This is a genomic window from Exobacillus caeni (assembly GCF_005747095.1).
Taxonomy (GTDB): domain Bacteria; phylum Bacillota; class Bacilli; order Bacillales; family Guptibacillaceae; genus Exobacillus; species Exobacillus caeni.
The window spans coordinates 61,054-81,519 of the sequence record NZ_SWLG01000014.1 but is presented as its reverse complement, the minus strand read 5'-3'; the positions used below and the strand labels follow the sequence as shown (position 1 = coordinate 81,519).

Sequence of the window (20,466 nt, the reverse complement as noted above, 5' to 3'; positions counted from 1 at the left end):
TGAACGTGTAGCAATAACATAGTAAAGGTGGAGAAGGCTTTGGCAACGAAAGATGGATATATTGATGTAACCGGTGGGAAAGTATGGTACCAGGTACATAACTACGAATCGGATCACACACCAGTGGTTGTATTACATGGTGGCCCTGGCTCATCTCACTGGTCTTTGCAAGTGTTAAAAGAGCTGGCAGACGAGCGGCCTGTTATTTTTTATGATCAGCTAGGCTGCGGGAAATCGGACCGTCCTGATGATAAGTCGTTATGGAACATCGACAGGTTTGTGGAGGAATTGGATCAAATTAAAGAAGCGCTGCAACTGAAGAGCTTTCATATATTGGGACATTCCTGGGGGACAACCTTAGCGGCAGCTTATTATTTTAAACATCCGGATGCCGTCAAAAGCATTGTCTTTTCAAGTCCTTGCTTAAGTGCTCCAATATGGGCAAAAGACCAGGACAGAAACCGGGAAAAGTTACCTGAAGATGTCCAGCAAACATTAAAAGCCAATGAGGAAAATGGGACGACTGATTCTGAAGCGTATAAAAAAGCAACGGCTATATTTAATAACAATTTTGTCTGCAGATTGGAAAAAATACCCGATTGGCTAAAAGAAGGAGCTAAGTATAGAAATCCAGAAGTCTACAATATTATGTGGGGGCCTTCAGAATTTTACGTTAAAGGAAATCTTAAAGAGTTTGATTGTACGGCACAGCTTGAAACAATAACTGTTCCTACCCTCTACGCCTGTGGACGCTATGACGAAGCAACCCCTGAATCAACGGAATATTTTAGTAACCTTACTCCAAATAGTAAACTTCATGTTTTTGAAAACAGTGCGCATATGGCTTATCTGGAGGAACATGATGCATATATTAAGGTGATGAGGGATTTTTTCGCAAGTAATGAATAAGCATAAAGAACATAAGAGGGAGACCATTCTGCCTTAACCAGAAGACTATAAATTAATGGTCTTCTTTTTTTTGCGGACTTTTTAACTGCTTCTGTATTCCGCTAGGCGAATAAGAATTTTTTCTCTGAGGACACTATAAAAAACTCAGGAGGAATGTCATGAGAGACAACAAAGAGCAACATAAAGATAACCAGGATTTAAATCAGGTTAAAACCGAGGATTATGAGAAAAGCGAAGTAGAATACGGACTCGAATCAGTGACAAAGGGCATTGATTTTGTGGAGGGAGATAAAACCAGTTCTCCACACTGTGGAGGACTATAATAGAATAAAGTTGTAAGAAATGTGTATACGTAAGAATGGAAGAAGCAGGCCTCATTATGGGAATCCTGCTTCTTTTTATAATACCTCTCATTATTTCTATCCGAATTTTTCCAGGTTTTTACCACGGTTTCCCTTAATCGTAGCGGTTCCCCCTAAAAGCACTACTTCTCCTGTCTCACTTACAACCTTCCTGGTCACACTCTTTTAACAGAGCCTATCATCACTTCACCAGAAGCCTGTGATTGTTTTACCTTTCTAAATTTCAAGAAAGAAGCGATTCTCCATGGCACGATATAGCTGAAAGCTACTGTAACGAAAAGAACGGCGACACTCGCTGGGTCCAGTGCTGAAAAATACTGTCTTGCAACGATTCGGATCGCTACAATTGCGATCAGTGCGATAACAAAGGTTTTATTTTTTTGTGCATAGATTTTTCCGTCCTCGCGAATTTCAAAATTGGAAGTAAGCACAAGTGGGATAGACAGCACTATCCCGGTCAAGGAAGCTGCACCAATTTCCCAGAGGTTCAATTGCAGCGGAAGTTCCGAGAACATCGATATCGCTGGAAGCAAAAAGAGTACCGGTATTAAGATTTTTATTCCTGATCCTTGAATCGGGCGATACATCGCCCTCGTACGTCTCCAGAGCACCAAACCTACAACCAGAATCATGATTCCATAAATAGCTGATACGTTCATTTTTTTTCATTCTCCTTTATCGTTAACTTATTTGTAAGATGTTCATCATGTCTCGTTTCTTGTTCGCACCTTGATTATATCGCCCTTTAACTGCTGCTAAATAGTCACCTTCGTCAGCAATTGCCATGTTACTTTAGTCACTAGTGCAGTGTTTCCTTTGTAATCTATTTTTTACGCCACGGGAGTAGTATAATATTTTTAATTATATGGCAATGGGGGTGATGCCAATGCTGAACAGCAAGTCTATGAAAATGGTATGGGGCTTAAAGGCGGTGCTTGTCTCTATCATTTTGTATCAAGTTGTGGTCGATCCTTTTTTATTTATCGGAATGAAAGCAGTGTTTATTGCTTTTCTCGTACTGATGCAAGTGAATGATGTGGCTAGATATCACTATCATTTATCGGAGCGTCACAGGTATCTATATTTGTCATCGATGATTTTGAATATAGCGGCGATCGGCGTTTATATGGAGATGTTCGACAGTGTGGCGACGAGTATATACTTTGTTTATCCTCTCGTAGAGGTTTTTTTGAAAGGACAGAAAGTCTTCAAAGGTATCGTTCTCTTTCATTTGTTTGTTTATCTTTCAGTGGTGTATGTTTCACAGGCAGACTTTGAAAGCTCGGTCATGTCCTATATGGCAACATTCCTGGTAGTCTACTTATTCAGGGAGATCAGTTTGGAGCGGGAAAAAGGCCAGCTGTTAAACGCGGAACTGGCAGAGGCCCATGCTAAGCTAAAAGAAATCACTATCGTAAAAGAAAGAACGAGGATCGCCCAGGAGATGCACGATTCGATTGGGCATTCACTCATTGCTTTAAGGATGAACCTGGAATTTGCCGAAAACACGATCGAGACCCATCCGGAAAAAGCCGGAGAAGCACTCTCCAAAGCCCATCTTTTTTCACAAAAATCGATAAAGGAGCTTCGGAAGGCAGTTTCTGTCTTAAAAGATCAATCGGTAAACAGCCAGATCGAGCTTGAAGAGTTGTTGAAGGATATGATAGAGAGCCTGCAAACATCAGGAACCTTACACTTCATTTTGAATTTTGATAAAAACGTAGAATCTGGCAATCAAGTGATGAATAATTGCATTTATAACTCAGTACGCGAAGCGGTTACCAACGGCTTAAAGCACGGTAAAGCCCAGCAATTCCTGATCGACATCACCTGGAGCGGGGACCAGGTACGGCTTTTCGTGGAAGATAACGGGAAAGGCTGTACCCAGATCAAGAAATCTCATGGTCTGCATGGAATTGAAGAGCGTATTAGATTGCTGAATGGGAAAGTAAGCTTCTCATCAGAAAAAGATCAGGGATTTAAAATGTTGGCGGAAATTCCTGTTAGAAATGTAACAAATGCCACAAATGTGGAGGTGATATGAGTGAGAGAGATTATGATTGTTGATGACCAGGGGATAGTAAGAGAAGGACTGAAAATGATTTTAAGCCTCCATGAAGAAATCGAGATTGTTGGAGAAGCGGCAAACGGAGAGGAATTGTTAGCTTTATTGCAAGAGAGGCTGCCTGACGTCGTTCTTATGGATATCCGGATGCCGGTGATGGACGGGATCGAGACGTTAAAAATCGTGAAGGAAACCTATCCCGGTGTAAAAGTAATTATTTTAACAACCTTTAACGAAGATGAGTATATATTCAACGGGCTAAAATTTGGAGCGGACGGATATGTTCTAAAAGATTCCAGTTCAAAAGATATCATCAAAGCGATCGATGCGGCATGTGAAGGAAGTATGCTGCTCCATTCAGAAGTTAGTTCGAAAATTTCTAAAGTGCTGCTTGCGATGAACCAACAGTCTAAAGAAAACAGGGTAAAAGAACAAATGGATGGGGTGTTGACACCGAGGGAAATCGAAGTCGTGGAACTTGTTATGGAAGGGAAAAGCAACAGGCAAATCGCAGGAACACTGTTTTTAACGGAAGGTACGGTGAAAAATTATATTTCCCGTATTCTTGATAAGCTCGAGCTCAATAACCGTACAGAACTGGTGTTACATTTTCAGAAGAAGGCATGAGACGAAAACAACAGATTCAAACTGGTTGCGGTGTCTGGCACTAATAATAAAGCGTTCCTCTAAACTGTGGGGAACGCTTTACTATTGATGAAGTATCTTGATCCAAATCCCTGGAACAGGAACCGTTTTTCCCTGTGTCCTTCGTTTCCCCCAAAAAACGAAAAGGTCCCCTCCGTCCAGTTCGTTATCAAAACAGAAAGCATTGAAAAAGAAAAAGGATTTTGGGATTTGTTGATAGGGTTGTTTAAGTAAAAGATAACTGCCTATCACTGGCCTGATTCGTAAGGTGACAGGCAACATATACTTAATAGCTAGCAGCGGGAAATCCTAATGCTTTTTTTGCCTCCTGGTGGTGTCCAGGTAATTTTCAGAATTTTTTTCAAAAAAAGTATTGTCTAGCAAAAATATATGAGCTATAATGACGTTACCGAAAGCGCTTTCGATACAGAGGAGATAACCATGGTTACAATCTATGACTTAGCAAAGAAAACAGGTTTTTCAAGCACGACTGTCTCTAAAGCATTAAATAATTATGCTGATGTGAGCCAGAAGACAAGGCAGGCAATTCTTGATGCTGCAGCTGAAATGGGCTACTTGCCGAATGCGCATGCTCAATCTCTTTCTACAAAAAAATCCTGGACGATTGGTGTCATGTTCTCAGAAGAAAATGAAGTCGGAATGAAGCATCCGTTTTTCAATGCTATCATTGAAAGTTTTCGAAAATTTGCCGAAAAAGAAGGATATGACCTCATTCTCGCTTCAAGGAATCTCCGCAGCAGGGATATTAGTTATCTGGAGCATTTCTTGTATCGTGGAGTAGACGGAATTGTTGTGATATGTTCCGATCCAAAAGATCCGCAGGTGCAAGAAATGATCAACAGCAGTATACCGATCGTTGTAATAGATATGACAAACCAGAATTGCAGCGTGGTGTATTCAGATAATCTTTTGGGGGCAGAGTTAGCCATTGATTACTTGCATTCTCTTGGCCATACGAAGATAGCTCATATTGCCGGTGCTTCATCAACTTATGCCGGAAAGGTGAGAATCGAAGGATATAGGAAGGCGATGAATAAGCGAGATCTTCCTGTTCCAGACGAATACCTCGTTGATGGTGGTTTGTTTTCGATCGAAGAGGGCAGTGAGGCTATGGAAAAGCTCCTTGATTTAAAAGACATGCCAACAGCTGTTTTTGCTGCCGGGGACCACATGGCAATTGGAGCGATGGAAGCAGCGAGATCGAGGGGAATACATATTCCGGAAGATATCTCGATCATAGGATACGATGATATTGAAATGTCCAGATATGTTACACCGAAACTTACAACGGTTAAACAAGATACTGATGTTATAGGTGAACGGGCAGGACAGTTGCTACTAAAGCAAATGGTTCAAAAAAAGAAAATAATTACCGAGGAAGTTATTCCAGTTCAATTAATGGTGAGAGAATCCTGTATACCGCCAAAAAAATAAATAATTTTTTTAGACGTTTTCGAAACCGCTTTCGAAAAAGTTTGTTTTGGGTATTTCCGAAAGCGGTTTCGGGATTCACTATATTTTTTTCGCGAAATCGAAACCGGTTTCGAATTAAATGAAAGGGGTTTACACATGAAAAAGATAATGGGGTTTGTAATGTCGTTGGTAGTGTTGATTGGAGTGCTGGCTGGTTGTTCTGACTCGGAATCATCATCAGGATCAGGAGATGCTAAAGGGGAGAAAAAGGTAGATTTAAAGATCTGGTCTTTTACAGATGAACTAAAGAAACCTATTAAAAAGTTTGAAGAAAAGAATGGCGTTAAAGTGGAGCTGACGATCGTGCCGATTGCTGATTATCCGACCAAGTTAAAGCCTGTACTTGATAGTGGGGTAGGAGCACCGGATGTGTTCACCGGCGAAATTGCATTCCTTAAACAATGGGTAGATGCAGGATACTGGGAAAACCTTTCCGCGGATCCTTATAACGCTGACAAAATCTCTGATAAGTATATTCCTTACGTCTTTGATCTAGGTAAAGATTCAGAAGGAAATGTGAGAGCGCTTTCATGGCAGACGACACCGGGTGGCATTTATTACAAACGAAGCATCGCAAAAGAAGTGCTTGGGACTGATAACCCGGATGAAGTAGGCGAAATGCTTTCATCGATGGATAAAGTTTTCGAAGTAGCTGAAAAAATGAAGGAAAAGGGTTACCGTATGTTCCCTGACGAAGGAGCGATCCGCTGGTTCTCTCAAGGGGATAATCCACAGGCATGGGTGAATGAAAATAACGATTTGAAATTGACAGACCAGAAGATCGAATTTATGGATTATGCAAAGAAACTGCGTAAAAACAATTATACTGCACTTGCAGGTGAATGGTCGCCATCATGGTTTGAAGCGATGGATAAGCCGATTAAGGTGAAAGAAAACGGTAAGGAAACGGAAACACAGGTTTTCTCTTATGTTCTACCTACATGGGGTCTGCACAGCGTACTGAAGACCAATGTAAAGGAATCTGCTGGTGATTGGGCTGTTACAAATGGACCAAGCCCATATTTCTGGGGGGGAACATGGCTTGGTGTGTATAACAAATCAAAAAATAAAGAGCTTGCTTATGACTTCGTGAAGATGATGACGCAGGATGATGAGTTTTTAACAGACTGGGCGAAAGAAACAGGTGATGTTCTATCTTACCTTCCTGTAACAAGCAAAATTAAAGATGATTTTAGTGATGAATTCCTTGGCGGGCAAAATAACTATAAGTTTTTCCTTGACCAGGCTAAGAAAATTGAACCAGGAATCGTAACGAAGTATGACCAGCAACTTGATACGCTTTATGGAAATGCGGTAAAAGATTATGTTGATGGAAAGAAAACGAAAGATGAAGCGGTCAAAGAATTTTATCGACAGGCTAAAAACGCTTACCCTGAATTGAATGTACCAAAGAAATAAGCAAGGCATGATGTAAGCGGTATAGGTACTCTTATACCGCTTGCTCAATTTTGGAAAGGAGTTAGGATATGAAGAACCTCGACCGTTATGGATACTACTTCATAGCCCCGTTCTGGATCATCTTTCTTGTGTTTAATATTTATCCAGTCGCTTTGACATTATACTATAGCTTTACAAATTACAACGGAAGCGGTACCAGCGAGGTTGTAGGATTTGCCAACTATGCAAGATTGATCACCGATTCTTATTTTCTCGAAGCTTTTGTTAATACGTGGAAAATATGGGGGATTAACTTTGCTTTGCAAATAGCGATAGCATTGATTTTAGCAGCCATCTTCTCGGATTTGAGAGTGAAAATGAAGGGTCTTTCCTTTTTCAGGGCGATCTTTTATCTGCCTAACCTGATCACCGTAAGTTCAGTGGCGCTTCTCTTTGGCATTTTGCTAGATTGGCAGCACGGTTCTCTGAACTTGGTTCTTTTAAACCTGGGATTAATATCAGAGCCGATCAACTGGTTGAATGAACCTGCCACTGCGCAGCTGTCTGTCTCACTGATTCTAACATGGATGTGGTTCGGCCACTCTTTCATCGTCGTGATGGCCGGGGTATCGGGCATCTCTAGAGATTATTACGAAGCTGCATTGATCGACGGTGCCAATCGCTGGCAAACGTTTTCCAAAATTACACTTCCATTATTGAAACCGATACTCTTATACATTATGATCACTTCGCTTATTGGCGGTCTTCAGTTGTTTGACCTGCCGATGCTTTTGACTGATGGTATCGGGTCTCCGGAAGGCTCGCTGAACACGATGGTTCTATACCTTTATAATCAAGCGTTCAAGTATAACAATTACGGGTATGCTGCCGCAGTCGCATATGGCTTGTTTATCATCACAGTCATCTTTTCGGCTATTGTGTTCAAGTCAATGTATAGAGATCAAAAGAAACAAGCAAGGCAGGTGTAAATTATGTTGGAGAGATCTGAAATTAATAATCCCGCACCAGGAAAGCTTTCAAACACTTCCCTTTTGCCAGATGAGATAAAAATTAAAAAGCGTCGTTCGATTGTAAAAGGAATAATCTATATCCTTTTGACCCTGTTGGCTATTGTGTGTTTTATTCCTTTTTTAATGATGCTGGTGAATGCAACCCGCTCCAACGATGCGATTTTAACCGGTTTTACGTTAGTACCGGGAAGCTCGCTCATTGAGAACTACCATACGATGATGGACTATGTGAACATATGGAACGGCTTTAAGAACAGCTTGATCATTTCCGTGTCTGTTACCGTCCTTACAGGTTATTTTTCGGCATTGACCGCATACGGTTTTGCGTTCTATAAGTTCAAGGGGAAAAACTTTTTGTTTGTCTTCATGCTGGTTATGATGATGGTTCCCGGACAGCTTGGCTTGATCGGATTTTACGAGCTGAGTAAAACGCTTGGCATTTTAGATACATTTATTCCGCTTATAGTACCGGCGGTCGCAAGTCCTTTTGTTGTTTTCTTTTTACGGCAATATATTCAAACGACGCTGCATCCGAGTTTGATCGAGGCAGCGAGGATCGATGGGGCAAGTGAGTGGAAGATATTCCATACGGTAGCGATTCCGATTATGATGCCTGCGATCGCAACGATGTCAATCTTTACATTCATCGGATCGTGGAACAATTACATCATGCCGTTAGTCATTTTGTTTTCACCGGAAAAGTATACACTGCCTGTCCTGATGGGTTTTCTAAAAGGGTCACAGGTTGCTCAGAACCTGGGTTCGATGTATCTCGGAATTGCTATTTCTGTCGTTCCGATTATGATCGCATTTCTGTTTTTATCTAAATACATTGTTAACAGTATTTCAGCAGGAGCTATAAAAGAGTAGAGGAGTGGAAGGTTATGAAATTTGACAAACAATTTATCTTTGGAACAGCAACATCTTCCTATCAAATAGAAGGCGCACATCAAGAGGGCGGAAGAACGCCGTCTATCTGGGATGAGTTCTGTGATATTCCCGGAAAGGTTCATAAAAGCCATAATGGAAATGTCGCATGTGATCATTATCATCGCTATGAGGAAGATATCCAGATTATTAAAAGTCTTGGAGTAGATTCCTATCGCTTCTCAATCGCCTGGCCAAGAATTTTCCCTGAGAAAGGTGTCTACAATCCTGAAGGAATGGAGTTTTATCGAAAGCTAGCCAGTCGACTTCGGGAAGAAGGGATCAAACCGGCCGTAACACTTTATCACTGGGATCTTCCTCTTTGGGCACATAAAGAAGGCGGATGGGTGAACAGAGACTCTGTTCAATGGTTCCTCGACTATGCAAAGGTTTGTTTTGAAGAACTCGATGGTATTGTCGATTCATGGATTACTCATAATGAGCCATGGTGTGCTGGATTCCTTGGTTATCACCAGGGAGTACATGCCCCAGGACATACCAACCTGGATGAAGCGGTAAAAGCTGTACACCACATGCTGGTATCGCACGGTAAAGCGGTCGAAATGCTGAAAAAAGATTTCCAATCCACTACACCGATCGGCATTACGCTAAATCTGTCACCTGTCTATCCGAAAACAAACTCGGCCAATGATCTTCTTGCCGCTAATAACTCGGATGGCTATTCTAACCGGTGGTTTTTGGATCCGGTCTTCAAAGGAACGTATCCGGTAGATATGATGAATTTATTTTCTAAATATGTTCATTCGTATGATTTCATTAAGGATGGGGATATGGAAACAATTGCTGCTAAGTGCGACTTTTTCGGAATCAATTATTATAGCCGCGGTCTGGTAGAGTTTAGTGCAGCCAACGATTTTATGACTAAGGGAGCTCACTCGGACTATGAAAAGACAGCGATGGGCTGGGATATTGCACCAGAAGAGTTCAAAGATCTTATCAGGCGCTTAAGAGCAGAATACACCGATCTGCCTATCTTTATAACGGAAAATGGAGCAGCCTATGACGATGTGCTGCAGGATGGCAAAGTCCATGACCAGGCAAGGATCAATTATGTTGACAAGCACCTTCAGGCAGTGTCTGACCTTAATGAAGAAGGCATGAACATCCGGGGCTATTACCTCTGGTCACTTATGGATAACTTTGAGTGGAGTTTCGGCTATGACAAGCGATTCGGAATTGTGTATGTAGACTATGAAACGCAAAAGAGAACGTTGAAAGATAGCGCATTATGGTACACAGAGGTAGTGAAGAACCGCGGAACAGTACTGCCTCTTAATGCTTGAAAAGAGAGGGCGGCGACCTTGAAAACGACTACTATGACCAGGATCCATACTGCCAGGGACACAGGGGAACGATTCAGTATGAAAGAACTGGATTCTTCCAATCCGGCTATAAAGGAAGCAAACCTTTGCCTCGAAATCAATCCGGAGGTAACGTATCAAACCATGCTCGGCTTCGGCGGAGCCTTTACAGAAGCCTCAGCCTATTCTCTTTCCTTGATCAGTAAAGAGAAAAGAGACGAAGTGATTCGCCGTTATTTCCACCCGGAAGAGGGGCTTGGTTATCGCTTTGGAAGAACGCATATAAACAGCTGTGATTTTTCATTAGGAAACTACACCTATGTTAATGAAGGTGATATTTCGTTAGATAGCTTCTCGATCGACAGAGAAAAGCAGCTGGTCATCCCTCTCATAAAGGATGCAATCAAAGAGGCGGGACAGGAGTTGCATATTGTTTCCTCACCCTGGAGCCCTCCTCCATGGATGAAAAGCAACGGAGAAATGAACAACGGAGGCAAACTGTTGCCTGAGTACAAGGCTATATGGGCCAGCTATTATGTGAAATATGTGGAGGCGATGGAGGCAGAAGGGATTCCTTTATGGGGAATTACGATTCAAAATGAACCAGAAGCCAAACAGGTCTGGGATTCATGTCTATATTCTGGAGAAGAAGAACGCGACTTTATAAAAAACCATCTTGGACCGACACTGCATAAGCATGGGAAGGAAAACCTCAAGGTTATTATCTGGGACCATAATCGAGATGTTGTATTTGAACGAGCGAGGGCAGTGTTGTCAGATCCAGAGGCTGCCAAGTATGTGTGGGGGACCGGAATACACTGGTACGTATCCGAAGAATTTGAAAACCTTTCAAAGGTTCACCAGGCATTTCCTGACAAGCATCTTATCTTTACAGAAGGCTGTATAGAAGGAGGAGTCCAGCCTGAGGGTGCCTGGCATACGGGTGAACGATATGGCCGAAATATTATCGGGGACCTGAACAACTACCTCGAAGCATGGATCGATTGGAATCTTGTATTAAATGAAAAAGGCGGACCAAATCACGTGGGAAACTATTGTGACGCCCCTGTTATTGTAGATACGAAGAATGATGAAGTCTACTACAACAGTTCCTATTATTATATAGGGCATTTTAGCAAATATATTAAAACGGGTGCTGTAAGGGTCTCTTGTCAAGGCGCTACGGAGGAAATCCTGGCTACGGCATTTCGTAATCCGACCGGTGAAATCGTCGTTGTTGCAATGAACCAGGGAGAGGAAGAGTTACTTATGAATTTGGCTATTTCAGGTAGCGAAGCAATCGTCGACATGCCTGCCCATTCGATATCGACCTTTCTTGTAAATGGATAATTACCGGTAACAGAAGGGGCTGACACTTTATTTTTTAGTCAGCTTTTTTCTTTATAAGTAATTTTTTGCTGCTATTTTCTTTTGAAATTCGTGAAAGCAACAGCTAATGGTTGTAAAATCAATTTTTTAGGAGGAAACCAATTGAAAAGGATGCTGGCAATCATGTTGAGCGTATCATGTATGTTTTCCGGTGCCAATTTTGCAGCAGGTTCAGACGGAGAAAAGCAGAGTGAAAAGCCTGACCAAACCGTTAAACAAAACAAATCTGAATGGTCTCTCGTCTGGTCGGACGAGTTTAATGGTGATGAAATCGACCGGAACAAATGGAATTTTGACATTGGGAACTGGATCACAGACGAGGAAGGGAACGGCATCACTCCAGGATGGGGAAACAACGAAAAAGAATACTACACAGATTCAAATGAGAATGCCTTTATAGAAGATGGCAATCTCATTATAAAAGCGAAAAAAGAACAGGTTACAGACAAATTTGGAACCTATGAATATACTTCTGCCAGGATGAAGACAAAAGATTTGTTCAGCAAAAAATATGGCCGCTTCGAAATTAAAGCAAAGCTCCCTGTTGGACAAGGGCTGTGGCCGGCAATTTGGATGCTGCCTGAAGAAGACAAATACGGAGCCTGGGCCGCTTCCGGGGAGATCGACATTATGGAGGCATGGGGCAGCAAACCTGATAGAGTAGCCGGGACGATCCATTACGGCGAAAGCTGGCCGAGTAACAAGTATTCCGGAAAAGAATATGAGCTTCCGAAGAACAGAGGAATAGATAACTGGCATACGTATGCCCTCGAATGGGAGCCGGGTGAAATTCGATGGTATGTTGACGGAGAACTCTACCAAACGCAAAACGATTGGTACTCGAAAGGAAAAGATAACGCTGCTAACTATTCCTATCCTGCTCCTTTTGACCAGGAGTTCCATCTGTTAATGAATCTTGCAGTCGGCGGGTGGTTCGATGGAGACCCGGATGAGTCGACAGGCTTCCCTGCTCAAATGAAGATAGACTATGTTCGTGTGTATGATTTAAAGAAGCGAGAATACCGGGAACCGGTAGAGCCGATAGCTGGTCCGGTCACACTGCCAGCGGATGCCAAACAACCGTTAGATGACGGCAACCTTATTTATGACCAGAACTTTGAACAGGCTGTAACCGAAGTAGATCAAGCTGGTGAAGAACTCGATCCTATGTATTGGAATTTTGTCCATTTGCCTGATTTTGGCGGGAATGGAAGCTTCTCTATAGAAAACATCGAAAGCAGAAACTTTTTAAAAACGGAAGTAACTGAACCGGGATCACAGCTATATTCCCTTCAGTTGATCCAGCAGCTTTCACTTGGAAAAGGCGGTAAGTATAAAGTAAGTTTTGATGCAAAGTCTTCAACAGACCGAAACATGATGGCAAAAGTCGGTGCGGGAGCTTCACGAGGATGGACAAAGTATTCCAACGAAGAAACGTTTAACCTCACCGATGAGCTTAAATCTTATGAATTTACGTTTGATATGGTGAATGAAACCGATATTGCTGCGAGGCTTGAATTGAACCTTGGCGGAAACGGCACTGCGCCAGTATGGATTGGGAACGTCAGGGTAGAAGACATAAGCGGTCTCCCTGTTGACTATGATGCGCCGAAACAGCCTTTGCCGGACGGCAACCACATCTATAACGGAACATTTGATCAAGGGGAAATGGATCGGATGACGTTTTGGAATTTCATATTGGTGGCTGATGCAAAGGCAACTGCTTCTGTTAATGAAGAAAGCCGGGAGCTTTCAGTCAAGATTGGTGAACCTGGCGATGCACCGGAAGCTGTTCAGCTTAACCAGAAAGGAATTCCGTTAATAAAAGGAAATGATTATCAGCTAACTTTTGATGCGAGGGCTGACATACCTCGAACGATTCAGGTCGGTATATTGAACAAAGATGGAAGCCTTGCTTATTCGGGAATGAAATCGGTGGCTCTATCGCCGGAAATGGAAACGCATACTGTTAGTTTTACAATGGGGGATAACAATTCAGATTACGAAGGACAAGTTGTATTCAACATGGGAGAAGCAACCGGTGATCTGTATCTGGACAATGTCTCGATGATAAAGACAACCAGTATGCCTGACTATGGAAACATAGATTTGGCCCCTTTAAAAAATGGCGATTTCAGCAATGATTTGTCTTCCTGGACGAATTATGTTCATTTTGATGCTTCGGCCCAGTTCGGTACTGAAGAAGAAGAAGCTAAAATTTCAATCGCGAATGAAGGGAACGAACCGTGGAGTGTCATTTTGGAACAGGGAGATTTAAAGCTAGCAGAAGGAGCAGTATACGAGCTTTCCTTTGAAGCCAGATCGACGAAGGAAAGAGACGCGGAAATTACTGTGGAAAATGCCCAGTATACGAGATTTTTCAGCAAGGTGGTATCACTCAGCGAACAAGAGCAGCGATTTACGTATGAGTTCGTTATGCCTTCAGAAGATACCGCGGCATTTAAATTGCTGCTTGGCAAAACATCTCAATCACCTGTAGGAAATCATGATGTTTACATTGACAATGTGAGTTTAAAAGTGAAAAGCAATTAAATTTAACCTGGAGGATACTGAATGGCTTATCAACCGAACGAGGAACGTTATAATGACATGATCTATAACCGATGTGGAGAATCTGGAATAAAACTGCCGGCGATCTCTTTTGGACTCTGGCACAACTTTGGAGGCGAGGATTCCTTCGAAAACGGAAGAAAACTCATCAGAAAAGCCTTCGATTTGGGGATAACCCATTTTGATCTTGCTAACAATTATGGACCACCTGCAGGGTCAGCAGAAGAGAATTTTGGTTCTATTCTTAAAAAGGACCTGTCGGGCTATCGTGATGAAATGATTATCTCAACAAAAGCTGGATATGGTATGTGGCCTGGACCGTATGGGGATTGGGGCTCGAGAAAATATTTGGTTTCAAGTCTTGACCAGAGCCTGAAAAGGATGGATCTGGAATATGTAGATATTTTCTATCATCATCGGCCGGACCCTGAAACACCGCTTGAGGAAACGATGATGGCACTTGATCATATTGTAAGGCAGGGTAAAGCGCTTTACGTGGGGATTTCAAATTATGAGCCTGAAGAAACAGAACGGGCTATCACCATTTTACAGGATCTGGGCACGCCTTTATTGATTCACCAGCATGCTTATTCCATGCTTAACCTTCGGGTAGAAAACGGCCTGACTGATCTTCTCAAAACTCAAGGGGTCGGGGCTATCGCATTTGTGCCGCTTGCACAGGGACTGCTAACAAATAAATACTTAAATGAAATACCTGAGGATTCCAGAGCATCAAAACCTAACAGTTTCTTAGATGAAAAGGATATAACCGAGGAAGTTCTTCAAAAGGTAAGAACGTTGAATGGATTAGGCCGGGAACGCGGACAGTCACTCGCACAAATGGCACTTGCCTGGATTCTAAGGGAAAAGAAGGTCACTTCGGCTCTTATTGGAGCAAGCAAAGTAAGTCAAATCGAGGAAAATGTAGCTGCCTTGAAGAATCTGTCGTTTAGCCAGGAAGAGCTTAAAAAGATAGAAGAGTGCTTAAATTCAAATGAACGGTAATAGACCTGAGGAGTAGACCCATTAGATCTACTCCTTTTCTTTGTTTTTTCATTTAATTTCTTTGATTCTTATAATCAGTCTCTGGCCCAAACGTCTAACTTTAAGGAGTTAGATAAAATGAGTTCCACTAGCAACTATTTCGCATTTGCTCTTTTATGGGCAGTGACGGTTCTCCGTTTAAGTAAAACGACAGGTATAAGAATCAATGATATCACACCACTTCCAAGTGATAATGCCATGAAGCTAGAATTAGCTACTACGACACCTGATAAAGCTCCGCCAGCAGCTCCAGACAAAGCGATGAGAACGTCCGTTTTCCCCTGTATCCTGGCACGGTTGGTTGGTGTTGTTGAATCTACAATAAGTGCAGTCCCGCTAATCAGGCCAAAATTCCATCCTAATCCCAGTAATATCAGCGCAACTGTTAATAAAGCTACAGAATCCGTAGGTGCAAAAGCGGCTAACACACCGGAAAGGAGTAAGGTGATTCCGGATGAGATGGCCATAATGTGACGACCGATTTTGTCAACAAGCAGTCCCGTGACAACTGAAGGAAGATACATGGCTCCGATATGAAAACCTATGATTAGTCCTACTGCACTTAACCCATGTCCGTGATTACCCATATGCACAGGTGTCATAGTCATGACTGCGACCATAACGATTTGGGTAACCACCATGACAGTCGCTCCAATAGTAATGCCCCACATGTTTTTCTTCGAGGTTTCCTCTTCTTCCTCAACGGTTTGGCGATCATGCTGCTTTTTTATGGCGGCTAACGCTTCCGCAACTTTCAATGGGTCTGGACGAAGAAAAATAAAGAAGACCATGCCAGCAAGGAAAAATGCAGCAGCCGCTAATATAAATGGGCCTGCCAGTGAGGGAATCCCAAAAGAAAGAGCAACTTTACCCATCACATCAACCAAATTGGGCCCTGCGACGGCCCCGAAAGTGGTTGACACTAATGCAATACTTACAGCTGTTGCTCGCTGCTTTACAGTCGCTAAGTCTGTTCCGGCATAACGGGCTTGTAAGTTTGTCGCAGTGCCTGCACCATAAATTAGTAAGGATATAAATAAAAGAATGGGATTGTTTAATACTGCTGAAATAACTACTCCGACTGCACCGAGCGCACCTGTTATAAATCCTGCTGTAAGTCCCGTACGACGTCCAAATCGTTGTGATAAGTTCCCGACAATTAATGCTGCACCTGCTGAACCTAATGTGAATAAAGCGATTGGAAGTCCTGCCAGGCTATCGGTACCTAACATATCTTTTGCGAGTAATGCACCTACTGTTATCCCAGCTGCAAGACCGGCACCACCTAGGACCTGAGCGATTACAATAATAATTAAGGTCCGCTTATACAGTTGCCTTTGTTTATCTGGATTTTCAGTATATTGCTGTTGTAGTTGTGTGAGACTTTTTCTAGCCATGATTAAAACATCCTATCTATATTGGTTTGAACGTTCGAAACCCCTTTAGAAAAACAACGTAAGAATCTTTCAAAATGTAAAATCTTTAATAAGTCCCATCCCTTAATGCTTATTAGTTTTTCTATCCCTGAATTCTTTAGATACGGAATCTGGCTATTTATAAAACAAGGTCCATATACCCCTATAGGTATGCGTGTTTATTATAGATAGAAATTATAAAATTTGCAAATATATCTTTTATAGAATAAGGAAAAAAGGGGACGGATTATTCGTATCGATTCCAACACCAGAAAAAGGCATTTAATAAGGCCTGATCACATTGCAAATGTAGTAATATAAGAAGTGAATAAGAGGAGGAGTTTTCATGTTGCATATTGGAATTATTGGCTTAGGGGCAATTGGCCAGCGTTTAATCAAACAATTCAAAGAACAATCACATGTGGAAATTGTAGCCGTATGTGACCAGCTGGAGTCATTAGCAAAGGAAACTGCTGAAGCACTTGATGGGGCACAGGCTTTTACAAACTATGAAGATTTAATTGCAGACAAACAGGTTGACCTGGTCTATGTTGCAGTACCGCCGAAATATCACTATCAAATTGTGATGGATGTTTTAAAAGCTAAAAAGCATGTTCTGTGTGAGAAGCCACTGGCTAACTCTCTGGAAGAGGCAAAAGAGATGGCGGAAGCTGCCGAAAAAGCAAGTGTCGTCCATGCGATGAACTTTCCGCTTAATTATGGACAGGCGGCAACTAAATTTGGAGAAATGATTAAGAAGGACTACATAGGCAAGCTGCGAAGGCTGCAGCTCACCATGCACTTTCCAGAATGGCCGCGTTTCTGGCAGAAAAATGACTGGGTAGGCGGTCGTGAACAGGGCGGTTTCGTTTTAGAAGTTGGTGTGCATTTCATTCAACAAACGTTAAAGCTATTTGGCGAAATCAAAAATATCCAGACACGATTGGAATTGCCGGATGATCCGGCAAAATGCGAAACAGGGATTATCGCAACGGGAGAGCTTGAAGACGGAACACCAGTGTTAATCGAGGGGTTAAGCCAGATCGCCGGAAAAGAATTTATTGGCTATAGCGCATATGGAACAGAGGGGATTTTATCCCTTGAAAACTGGGGATTATTAAAAGGGGCAAAAAATGGCGAAGAATTGAAAGCTATTTCGATTGAAGATGCAAAGCCAAAACAACTAATAGATGAATTGGTAAAAGCAGCTCACGGACAGGAAGCAGAACTTTATGATTTTGAAGTAGGGTACAGAGCCCAAAAAGTACTGGAAGATTTGCGGAAATAAAAAAGCACCTTAAAAAAGTGCCTGGCACCCTCTATGGACAGTTGTCCACGAGTGGTGCCAGGCACTTTTTTTTCATCTAGTCATACAACCTCTTGCTGTTTTATGATTAAAGTAAATGCTGGATAATTGGGGGAGCGTATGAAAATTTATCTGATTGTTACCCAGCTTATTTATTTAATCAGCCTGGTTCCCTGGTTCGTTATTTTGGGATTGTCGTTTATGAGCTTTGATAATGGGGTGAATGCTTATAACATTGCTTTTGTCTCATCGATTAGTGCCTATCCACTGGCTGTAATCGTTTGTTCCATCATTTCCTGGTTCCTTCGCGAAGGAAAGAAACGGGTTGCTGTTATTGTTAATTTATTTCCGGTATTATGGGTAATAGGCTTTGGGTTATTGATGCTATTTTTTGTTTGAAATAAAAAAGATGACTCATAAGCGCCTGATTCCCTTCGTTAGCACAACATCTAAGTAAATATTGGACCAAGTTTTTCTAGATAAGATGTTGGCCAGGGCTGTACTTTGCTTTTGAGTCATCTCGATTCCTGTCTTGTAATCTCATATTGATTAACTTTTTAAGAAACCCGGCTTCTCGTATTCCGGATTAGGATAAGTGTAGAATCCTTCTCCAGTTTCTCTTCCAAGCTTCCCTTTATCGATATACTTTGTTTTCAGTAATTCTGCAAGCTGCTTGAACTTTTCATTCCCTGTTGCCTCCGCTTTTCCCTGTGCAATATTGTAAGCAGTAGTAATTCCTACAATGTCTAATATGGCAAAAGGTCCTTTAGGGGATCCAGTTGCGATCATCCATGTTTTATCGATGGTTGCAGGGTCGGACACTTCTTTTACTAGCAGCAACTGGGCTGCTTCTAATAGGGGAACTAATAATGAGTTTAAAATATATCCTGGCTGCTCTTTCTGTAAAGGCAAAGCAACCATTCCGATCGCCCCAGCAAACTCGATTAGATCATTAAAAACGTCCGGATCTGTTCCCTGATGTTTCATGATTTCTGCCGTGTTGTTTACCCATATCTCATTGGCAAAATGTAGTGCTAAGAACTTCTCAGGCCGACCTGTCGCCTCCGCAAATTGGCTCGGCAGAAGGGTTGAAGAGTTTGTAGCAAAGACTGTTTTTTCAGGAGCAACTTTTCTTAACTTCTTGTAAAAGTCGGTCTTAATCTGGACAACTTCAGGAACCGCTTCAATCACGAGGTCTGCGTCTTCCACCGCTTTAGCTAAATCACTGTAAAAAGAAATACGATTATAAGCTGTATCTACCTCTTGTTCAGTGGCGCCGAGATCTTCTTGATACCGGGGTTTTAAATTTGCAATCCTGTCTTTTGCCCGTGCTATCGCATCATCGTTAATGTCATATACAGTTACGTGGAAGCCTTTAAAAGCAGTTTGGAAAGCGATCTGGCTTCCTAAAACACCACTTCCAGCCACAGTAATATTCTTAAAATCCATCGAGATTCTCCTTTTCAAAAGAAATTTTCAATAACATTCACTTCATTTATAAACATTACCTTAAAAAGAATGAACAAAACTTACTCTCTGATTATCAATAGGATGAAATAAGACAGGACTCGTAAACAATATTGCTTTTCATCATACCAAAAGATGCAAATTCCGCTGGATGGGAATGCTTGAAAGAGTTTTATTTAATTGGCCAATGGGAAGATGAAAATGGAGTGACTCATTTATAGGAGGAATAAGAATGGGTAAAACAATTTTCATCACAGGAGCGGGCAGCGGGCTTGGAAGAGGTGCTGCACTTGGTCTAGCGAAAAAAGGCCACCATGTTATTGCTACTACTGAAATAAAAGCACAGAAAACAGACCTTTTACGGGAAGCGGAAGAACAGGGCCTTGATATAGAAGTATTCAAACTTGATATTACTAACCAATTGGATTTAGAACAGATAAAAAAGTATGATTTTGATGTGTTTGTGGCGAACGCTGCGATCAATGAAGGGGGACCACTCGCAGAGGTGCCGATGGACCGGTTCCGTGCTTTATTCGAAGTGAACGTATTCGGAACACTTAAAACTGCTCAGATCGCTGCGAAAAAGTTTGTGGAAAAAGGAATCGGAAAGATTGTCTTCATGAGTTCTATGGCAGGTATTTCGGCCACACCTTATGTAGGACCGTATACGGCAACCAAGCATGCGATCGAAGGGATTGCACAGACGATGAGAAATGAGCTTGAAAAGCTGGGTGTGCAGGTTGCAACCATTAACCCGGGAGCTTTCGAGACAGGATTCAACAAACGAAGCGCTGAGGAAATGTGGAAGTGGTTTGACGAAGAAAAGAACTTTACACCGAAGGAAGATATCGAAAAGCAGCATGAGAAACTAAAAAATCAATTTGACCCTGAAGATATGATTCAAAAGATGGTTGAGATCATTCCTGCTGACCATCACAAATTCCGTACCGTCTATCCAGAAGAAACGGAAGAACAACTAAAGAAAACCCAGCAAAAACGCTGGGAAATGGAAATATGATTAATTGAGTGCCAGGCACCCTTTGTGGACAGTTGTCCATTTTGGGTGCCTGGCACCAATTTTATGTTAAGATAATTGATGAAGAAAAGATCTATAATGCGCG

General features: G+C 42.0%; 18 protein-coding genes. 15 read left to right on the top strand and 3 right to left on the bottom strand.

Annotated elements, in window-relative coordinates; genetic code table 11:
• Positions 1 to 39 precede the first annotated feature (39 nt).
• Complete coding sequence (locus FCL54_RS17700; RefSeq protein WP_138128238.1) at positions 40 to 909, top strand: proline iminopeptidase-family hydrolase; 870 nt, start codon at positions 40 to 42, stop codon at positions 907 to 909.
• 158 nt (positions 910 to 1,067) lie between these two features.
• Positions 1,068 to 1,232 (top strand): hypothetical protein, encoded by a 165-nt coding sequence (locus FCL54_RS24105; RefSeq protein WP_171016905.1) that lies wholly within the window; start codon positions 1,068 to 1,070, stop codon positions 1,230 to 1,232.
• Positions 1,233 to 1,426: 194 nt separating this feature from the next.
• Here FCL54_RS24105 and FCL54_RS17695 read toward each other — a convergent pair whose 3' ends face one another.
• Entirely contained in the window at positions 1,427 to 1,930 is a 504-nt protein-coding gene (locus tag FCL54_RS17695; protein ID WP_138128236.1) for a CcdC family protein, read from the bottom strand.
• Positions 1,931 to 2,157: 227 nt separating this feature from the next.
• On the opposite strand from FCL54_RS17695, the gene FCL54_RS17690 reads away from it, so the two are divergent.
• From FCL54_RS17690 to mgrA, 10 genes are all read left to right on the top strand, one after another.
• Entirely contained in the window at positions 2,158 to 3,315 is a 1,158-nt protein-coding gene (locus tag FCL54_RS17690; protein WP_171016904.1) for a sensor histidine kinase, read from the top strand.
• A 12-nt stretch (positions 3,316 to 3,327) separates the two neighbouring features.
• Positions 3,328 to 3,963, top strand: a complete 636-nt coding sequence (locus FCL54_RS17685) for a response regulator transcription factor (protein ID WP_171016908.1) — start codon at positions 3,328 to 3,330, stop codon at positions 3,961 to 3,963.
• Positions 3,964 to 4,422: 459 nt separating this feature from the next.
• Positions 4,423 to 5,436 (top strand): LacI family DNA-binding transcriptional regulator, encoded by a 1,014-nt coding sequence (locus FCL54_RS17680; protein WP_138128277.1) that lies wholly within the window; start codon positions 4,423 to 4,425, stop codon positions 5,434 to 5,436.
• Between the two features lie 135 nt (positions 5,437 to 5,571).
• Positions 5,572 to 6,894, top strand: a complete 1,323-nt coding sequence (locus tag FCL54_RS17675) for an ABC transporter substrate-binding protein (RefSeq protein WP_138128230.1) — start codon at positions 5,572 to 5,574, stop codon at positions 6,892 to 6,894.
• 68 nt (positions 6,895 to 6,962) lie between these two features.
• Positions 6,963 to 7,862 (top strand): carbohydrate ABC transporter permease, encoded by a 900-nt coding sequence (locus FCL54_RS17670; RefSeq protein WP_138128228.1) that lies wholly within the window; start codon positions 6,963 to 6,965, stop codon positions 7,860 to 7,862.
• A gap of 3 nt (positions 7,863 to 7,865) precedes the next feature.
• Positions 7,866 to 8,774 carry a carbohydrate ABC transporter permease gene (locus FCL54_RS17665; protein WP_138128226.1) on the top strand — a complete coding sequence of 303 codons (909 nt, stop codon included), beginning with the start codon at positions 7,866 to 7,868 and terminating at the stop codon, positions 8,772 to 8,774.
• Positions 8,775 to 8,788: 14 nt separating this feature from the next.
• Positions 8,789 to 10,135 (top strand): GH1 family beta-glucosidase, encoded by a 1,347-nt coding sequence (locus FCL54_RS17660; protein WP_138128224.1) that lies wholly within the window; start codon positions 8,789 to 8,791, stop codon positions 10,133 to 10,135.
• 78 nt (positions 10,136 to 10,213) lie between these two features.
• Positions 10,214 to 11,503, top strand: a complete 1,290-nt coding sequence (locus tag FCL54_RS17655) for a glycoside hydrolase family 30 protein (RefSeq protein ID WP_246055334.1) — start codon at positions 10,214 to 10,216, stop codon at positions 11,501 to 11,503.
• A 150-nt stretch (positions 11,504 to 11,653) separates the two neighbouring features.
• Positions 11,654 to 14,095, top strand: a complete 2,442-nt coding sequence (locus tag FCL54_RS17650) for a carbohydrate binding domain-containing protein (RefSeq protein ID WP_246055333.1) — start codon at positions 11,654 to 11,656, stop codon at positions 14,093 to 14,095.
• Between the two features lie 21 nt (positions 14,096 to 14,116).
• Positions 14,117 to 15,118: an L-glyceraldehyde 3-phosphate reductase gene (gene mgrA, locus FCL54_RS17645; protein WP_138128220.1), complete on the top strand. Its 1,002-nt coding sequence runs from the start codon at positions 14,117 to 14,119 to the stop codon at positions 15,116 to 15,118.
• A gap of 134 nt (positions 15,119 to 15,252) precedes the next feature.
• Here the strand turns inward: mgrA and FCL54_RS17640 are convergent, their stop codons facing one another.
• Positions 15,253 to 16,554 (bottom strand): MFS transporter, encoded by a 1,302-nt coding sequence (locus FCL54_RS17640; RefSeq protein WP_138128218.1) that lies wholly within the window; start codon positions 16,552 to 16,554, stop codon positions 15,253 to 15,255.
• Between the two features lie 364 nt (positions 16,555 to 16,918).
• Here FCL54_RS17640 and FCL54_RS17635 point away from each other — a divergent pair, with 364 nt between their 5' ends.
• Positions 16,919 to 17,860, top strand: coding sequence for a Gfo/Idh/MocA family protein (locus tag FCL54_RS17635; protein ID WP_138128216.1), 942 nt, complete (start codon positions 16,919 to 16,921; stop codon positions 17,858 to 17,860).
• A gap of 138 nt (positions 17,861 to 17,998) precedes the next feature.
• Positions 17,999 to 18,277: a hypothetical protein gene (locus tag FCL54_RS17630; protein WP_138128214.1), complete on the top strand. Its 279-nt coding sequence runs from the start codon at positions 17,999 to 18,001 to the stop codon at positions 18,275 to 18,277.
• A gap of 150 nt (positions 18,278 to 18,427) precedes the next feature.
• On the opposite strand, the gene FCL54_RS17625 is transcribed toward FCL54_RS17630, so the two are convergent.
• Positions 18,428 to 19,327, bottom strand: coding sequence for a 3-hydroxyacyl-CoA dehydrogenase (locus FCL54_RS17625; RefSeq protein WP_138128212.1), 900 nt, complete (start codon positions 19,325 to 19,327; stop codon positions 18,428 to 18,430).
• 250 nt (positions 19,328 to 19,577) lie between these two features.
• Between FCL54_RS17625 and FCL54_RS17620 the strand changes: the two genes are divergently transcribed.
• Positions 19,578 to 20,363: an SDR family oxidoreductase gene (locus FCL54_RS17620; RefSeq protein ID WP_138128210.1), complete on the top strand. Its 786-nt coding sequence runs from the start codon at positions 19,578 to 19,580 to the stop codon at positions 20,361 to 20,363.
• Positions 20,364 to 20,466: the final 103 nt, after the last annotated feature.

What these genes read in the sequence shown, in the direction of transcription:
- FCL54_RS17670 (WP_138128228.1), top strand. Translation starts at nt 6,963, where the DNA reads ATGAAGAACCTCGACCGTTATGGATACTACTTCATAGCCCCGTTCTGG.
- FCL54_RS17630 (WP_138128214.1), top strand. Translation starts at nt 17,999, where the DNA reads ATGAAAATTTATCTGATTGTTACCCAGCTTATTTATTTAATCAGCCTG.
- FCL54_RS17650 (WP_246055333.1), top strand. Translation starts at nt 11,654, where the DNA reads ATGCTGGCAATCATGTTGAGCGTATCATGTATGTTTTCCGGTGCCAAT.
- FCL54_RS17690 (WP_171016904.1), top strand. Translation starts at nt 2,158, where the DNA reads ATGCTGAACAGCAAGTCTATGAAAATGGTATGGGGCTTAAAGGCGGTG.
- FCL54_RS24105 (WP_171016905.1), top strand. Translation starts at nt 1,068, where the DNA reads ATGAGAGACAACAAAGAGCAACATAAAGATAACCAGGATTTAAATCAG.
- FCL54_RS17655 (WP_246055334.1), top strand. Translation starts at nt 10,214, where the DNA reads ATGAAAGAACTGGATTCTTCCAATCCGGCTATAAAGGAAGCAAACCTT.
- FCL54_RS17660 (WP_138128224.1), top strand. Translation starts at nt 8,789, where the DNA reads ATGAAATTTGACAAACAATTTATCTTTGGAACAGCAACATCTTCCTAT.
- FCL54_RS17685 (WP_171016908.1), top strand. Translation starts at nt 3,328, where the DNA reads ATGATTGTTGATGACCAGGGGATAGTAAGAGAAGGACTGAAAATGATT.
- FCL54_RS17620 (WP_138128210.1), top strand. Translation starts at nt 19,578, where the DNA reads ATGGGTAAAACAATTTTCATCACAGGAGCGGGCAGCGGGCTTGGAAGA.
- FCL54_RS17665 (WP_138128226.1), top strand. Translation starts at nt 7,866, where the DNA reads ATGTTGGAGAGATCTGAAATTAATAATCCCGCACCAGGAAAGCTTTCA.
- FCL54_RS17680 (WP_138128277.1), top strand. Translation starts at nt 4,423, where the DNA reads ATGGTTACAATCTATGACTTAGCAAAGAAAACAGGTTTTTCAAGCACG.
- FCL54_RS17675 (WP_138128230.1), top strand. Translation starts at nt 5,572, where the DNA reads ATGAAAAAGATAATGGGGTTTGTAATGTCGTTGGTAGTGTTGATTGGA.
- FCL54_RS17695 (WP_138128236.1), bottom strand. Translation starts at nt 1,930, where the DNA reads ATGAACGTATCAGCTATTTATGGAATCATGATTCTGGTTGTAGGTTTG.
- mgrA (WP_138128220.1), top strand. Translation starts at nt 14,117, where the DNA reads ATGGCTTATCAACCGAACGAGGAACGTTATAATGACATGATCTATAAC.
- FCL54_RS17625 (WP_138128212.1), bottom strand. Translation starts at nt 19,327, where the DNA reads ATGGATTTTAAGAATATTACTGTGGCTGGAAGTGGTGTTTTAGGAAGC.
- FCL54_RS17635 (WP_138128216.1), top strand. Translation starts at nt 16,919, where the DNA reads ATGTTGCATATTGGAATTATTGGCTTAGGGGCAATTGGCCAGCGTTTA.
- FCL54_RS17640 (WP_138128218.1), bottom strand. Translation starts at nt 16,554, where the DNA reads ATGGCTAGAAAAAGTCTCACACAACTACAACAGCAATATACTGAAAAT.